Annotated in this window: 3 protein-coding genes; all 3 read right to left on the bottom strand. The window is 60.8% G+C overall.

Annotation, left to right across the window (positions count from 1 at the left end):
• Positions 1 to 255: 255 nt before the first annotated feature.
• Positions 256 to 693: a nucleotidyltransferase domain-containing protein gene (locus ABLA28_RS10620; protein ID WP_347713641.1), complete on the bottom strand. Its 438-nt coding sequence runs from the start codon at positions 691 to 693 to the stop codon at positions 256 to 258.
• Positions 694 to 713: 20 nt separating this feature from the next.
• Entirely contained in the window at positions 714 to 3,041 is a 2,328-nt protein-coding gene (locus ABLA28_RS10615; RefSeq protein WP_347713640.1) for a type I secretion system permease/ATPase, read from the bottom strand.
• A 9-nt stretch (positions 3,042 to 3,050) separates the two neighbouring features.
• Positions 3,051 to 4,532 (bottom strand): calcium-binding protein (locus ABLA28_RS10610; protein WP_347713639.1); only part of this gene is annotated, 1,482 nt, incomplete at its 5' end.

Below are 4,532 nucleotides of genomic sequence, written 5' to 3'. Positions count from 1 at the left end.
AAGACAGGAGGCCACATCCTTGGGGAATAGCCCCACGTCGACGAAGTTCCTATACAATTCGCTGTTCATGCCCCGATGCGTTCGGGGCAGAGAAATTCCTCCACTGACAAAAAGCGCCGCCGTAAAGTGATACGCGGCCTCGTAGGACATGCGTGCGGACAATCCCGGTCTGCGTTCGAGCAGATCGCGCGCATCCTCAGGGCTTCCAGGGCCTTCGTCTCGTAGGAACGTACCAGATATCTCCTGTCCTCGTCATCAAGCGTCTTTTTCATAGAGCAGAATCCCCTCGTCGGCGATGTCATAATAAATCATGGAAGCTCTTCTGTTCTTCATATACGTCGCCTCGGACCGAATCAGCGGGGAGATGTAGACCTTGCGGTCGTTCAAATCCTCGACCGCCGATGCGATAGCGAAAATCCTGTCCTTTATGGCGGCTTTTTCCGCCCCCGTCCTGTCGTATTCCTTGAGCAGAACGAAAACGTCGACGTCGGAGTCCTCGCGGGCTTCCCCCCGCGCCAGAGAACCGAACAGAACGACACGCAGAAGATTATCTCCCTCCGCGCCCCGGAGTCGACGGACGAATTCTCCTATCGCTTTCCGACTGGTATCGCTTCCCATTGGATTCTTCTCCATAATCATCGGAACCCCTCCCGCCCCAAGTGTATCAGAAGGATCATCCCACAGCTTTTTCAAGAAGACGGGGACAAGATGTTTTATGCGTCCCGGCTGGAAACCGGCTCCCCTCCGGCCCCTTCCGTATCACCCAGCAGCGCCTGCTGCCGGTGCAGAAAGCTGTAGAGCCCGCCCTTTCTCAGCAGTTCGTCGTGCGTGCCCCGCTCGACGATGCGGCCCTTGTCCATCGCCAGGATGGTGTCGGCCATGCGCACCGTGGAGAGCCGGTGCGCGATGATGAACACCGTCCGGCCCCGGCAGATGCTGCGCAGGTTCTGCTGGATGATCCGCTCCGACTCGTAGTCCAGCGCGCTCGTCGCCTCGTCGAAGATCAAAATGCGCGGATCGGTCATCAGCGTCCGCGCTATCGCGATGCGCTGGCGCTGCCCCCCCGACAGGGACGAGCCCCGCTCCCCGACCGGCGTATCGTACCCGTCCGGCAGCTCCAGGATGAAGTCGTGGGCTCCGGCGAGCTTCGCCGCCGCAATCACGCGCTCCAGGGGCGCCGACGTATCCACCACGGCGATGTTGTCCCTCACGCTTCCGTTGAACAGAAAGTTCTCCTGAAGCACTACGCCGATCTGACGCCTGAGCCACACGGGATCGACCTGGGCGAGGTCGACCCCGTCGATGAGCAGCCGGCCCTGCACGGGAACATAAAACCTCTGCACCAGCTTGGTCAGCGTGCTCTTACCCGAACCCGAACGGCCCACGATGCCCACCGTCGTCCCCGGCTCCACGGTCAGGTCGATGTCGTCCAGTATCGGCGGCCCGTCCAGCCGGTACCGGAACCCCACGTGGTCGAACTCGATGCGGCCCTTGATCCGCCCCAGCGAACTGCGGCCCGGCGAGCTGTCCGGCTCCGCGGGGAAGTTCAGCACGTCCCCAAGGCGCTCTATCGAGAGCCGTACCTGCTGAAAATCCTGCCAGAGCGTCGCCAGGCGCAATATGGGCTCCGTGACGCGGCCGGAGAGCATCTGGAACGCTATCAGCTGCCCCACCGTGAACTCGCCGTCCATCACCATCCGCGCTCCGAACCACAGGATGGCGAGGGTCGACGTCTTCTGGATCAGGTGCGCCGTGCTGCCCGCAAGGCTGCTCAGGAACCCCGCGCGGAAGGAGGATCGGACGTAGTTCGCCAGCAGCCCCTCCCAGCGATAGTTCAGCTGCGGCTCGATGGCCAGGCTCTTGACGGTCTGGATGCCCGTAACCATCTCCACCAGGTAGGACTGGGACTCCGCGTTGCACGCAAACTTCTTGTTCAGACGCTCCCGGATGATCGGGGTCACGACCACGGAGAGCGCGACGAAGAACGGCAGCGCCGCAAGCGAGATCAACGTCAGCTTCGGACTGTAGAAGAACATCACGGCCACGAACACGACCGTGAAGATCAGGTCCAGCACCACCGTCAGCGCCGTGCCGGTGATGAAGGAGCGGATCGTCTCCAGCTCCCGGACCCGTGCGATCGTGGTCCCGACCGTACGGGCCTCGAAGTACGGCAGCGGCAACGCCAGGAGATGTTTGAACAGCTTGGCTCCCAGGATGACGTCCACCCGGTTCGTCGTGTGGGAGAACAGGTAGGTGCGGGTCACGCCCAGGATCATCTCGAAGATGTTGATGAGGAACAACCCCAGCACGAGCACATCCAAGGTGGAAAGCCCCTTGTGGATCAGGACCTTGTCGATGATCACCTGCGAGAAGAGCGGCGTGATCAGGCCGAACGTCTGAAGAAAGAAAGACCCGACGAAGACCTCGCCCAGGTGACGCTTGAACCGCAGGATCACCGGCAGGAACCACCCGATGCTGAACTTCCTGCCCAGCTCCGCCAGGGAGAAGCGCCGGGCCAGAAGGATGGCGTCTCCCTCCCACACCGCGCCCAGCTCTTCGCAGCTCCAGACGAACGGCCTTTTCTCCCCGGCTCGGAGCAGCATGACCCGCCCGTTTCCAGGAGAAGCGTCGGGAGAAGCGTCCGGTGCGGCCTCGTTTTTCGCCGCCTCGAACCTCAGAAAGATCACAACGCCGCCGTCGGAGAGGAGAAGCAGCGAAGGCTGAGGCAGCCTGTCGAGCCTTTCCGCCGAGGTCGTCATCCTCTTTGCCTTGAGGCCCAGCGCCTTTGCCGCACGCAGGAGGATGAGGGGGATGGCGGAGGGTTCCCGCGAGGGAAACGCACGGCACAGGCTCTCGGGATCCGCAGGTATCCCTGCAATGCGCGCAGCTATCGCCAGGGAGACGATGGCATTCTCCACCAGCGCCGCAGAACCGGAGAAAGCGGAGCCCTCCGGCCCCGCTTCTCCTTTCGTATTCCTTCCGTTCCCGGCTCCGGGTCCGGGACTGAAACTCCCGGAACGGTCCGTCATCGTTTCCGCCATGAAAAAACGCTACCTGTTCCCGGACAATCCGGCATGTCGGGCTCCCCTTTCGAAATGTTTGTTCAGGCTATCCTCCGCCGATACGGAAAGCTTCACCGCATCCGTTCCGAAGGGTTCGGACATCGCGGCATCGCAGGCCAGCCCGCAGCCCGGCGTCCCGAAACTCAGGCCCGCCAAGGCCACATCCATCGCCAAACGGTCCGTCTCGGAGTTCCCGGCATTCGAGGGCCCGTTCACCATCGCCGCAAGGGAACGGTCATGATTCCAACCGCCGATCCGCCTCTCGGCCGTCCCGTTCAATCCTCCGCACAGCAAGGACACAAACGACGGTGCGGAGAGGGCGGCAAGGGACTCCTCGACATTGTATTTTGAGAGCGCCCTCACATCCGTTTTGGGCTTTACCGATCCGGGAGATGCCGCAAAGCTTGTTTCCTGGTTCGCCTCCGTTTTTTTCGAAAAATACTCTTCAATACCTTTGCCATCGGAGGCCTTCCAAGCACTTCCATCGGAAAACTCGATCACATCCAGCTTATTCCGGTAATCGGCGTACCAGTCCTTTATGAGGATACTCCCCGTTCCATCCTTCAATGAGAATATCGCATCATTTCCGCTGCGACTCAACTCGAGATCGTCCGCCGAAATCCCTTCCCCGAACTTCAGGCAATCCGTCCCGTGTTTGTAGCCGGTCTCACCGTTGTTGACCGTGTCGTGGCCGTCTCCCTTATTGTACACATACGTGTCGCCCCCATGGCCGCCCTCGAGGTAGTCGTCGCCGCTGCCGCCCGTCAGGATATCGTTGCCGTCCTGACCATACAGCTTGTCGTCGCCCTCACCACCCTCAAGAACATCCTTGCCGGAGCCTCCATACAGCTTATCGTTTCCGGCCTCGCCGTATACCTTGTCGTCGCCGTCTCCGGCATAAACCTCGTCATCTCCACCGCCCGCATGGATCGTGTCGTTGCCTCTGTAGTTCTCGACCTTACCCAGAACTTCGCTTTCATCTGTTCCGTAGGCCACCGTACGGGACTCCACATCTCCGGCGCTCCACTTCGTGCCGTCCGAAAACTCGATCACATCCAGCTTGTTCCGATAATCGGAGTACCAGTCCTTTATGAGGATACTCCCCGTTCCATCCTTCAATGAGAGTATCGCATCGTTCCCGCGGCGGCTCAACTCGAGATCGTTCGCCGAGATCCCTTCCCCGAACTTCAGGCAATCCGTCCCGTGTTTGTAGCCGGTTACACCGTTATAGATCGTGTCGTAGCCGTCGCCCTTGTCGTACACATACGTGTCGCTGCCGTAGCCACCCTCGAGATAATCGTCGCCGCTGCCACCCGTCAGGATATCGTCGCCGTCCTGACCATACAGCTTGTCGTCGCCCTCGCCGCCCTCGAGGATATCCTTGCCGGACTGGCCGTAGAGTTGATCGTTGCCCTCGTCACCCGTCAATACGTCATCGCCATAGCCGCCGTCCAGGTAGTCGTCGCCCTT

Source organism: uncultured Fretibacterium sp. (genome assembly GCF_963544685.1).
Taxonomy (GTDB): domain Bacteria; phylum Synergistota; class Synergistia; order Synergistales; family Aminobacteriaceae; genus CAJPSE01.
This window is presented reverse-complemented; position numbering and strand designations above follow the sequence as displayed.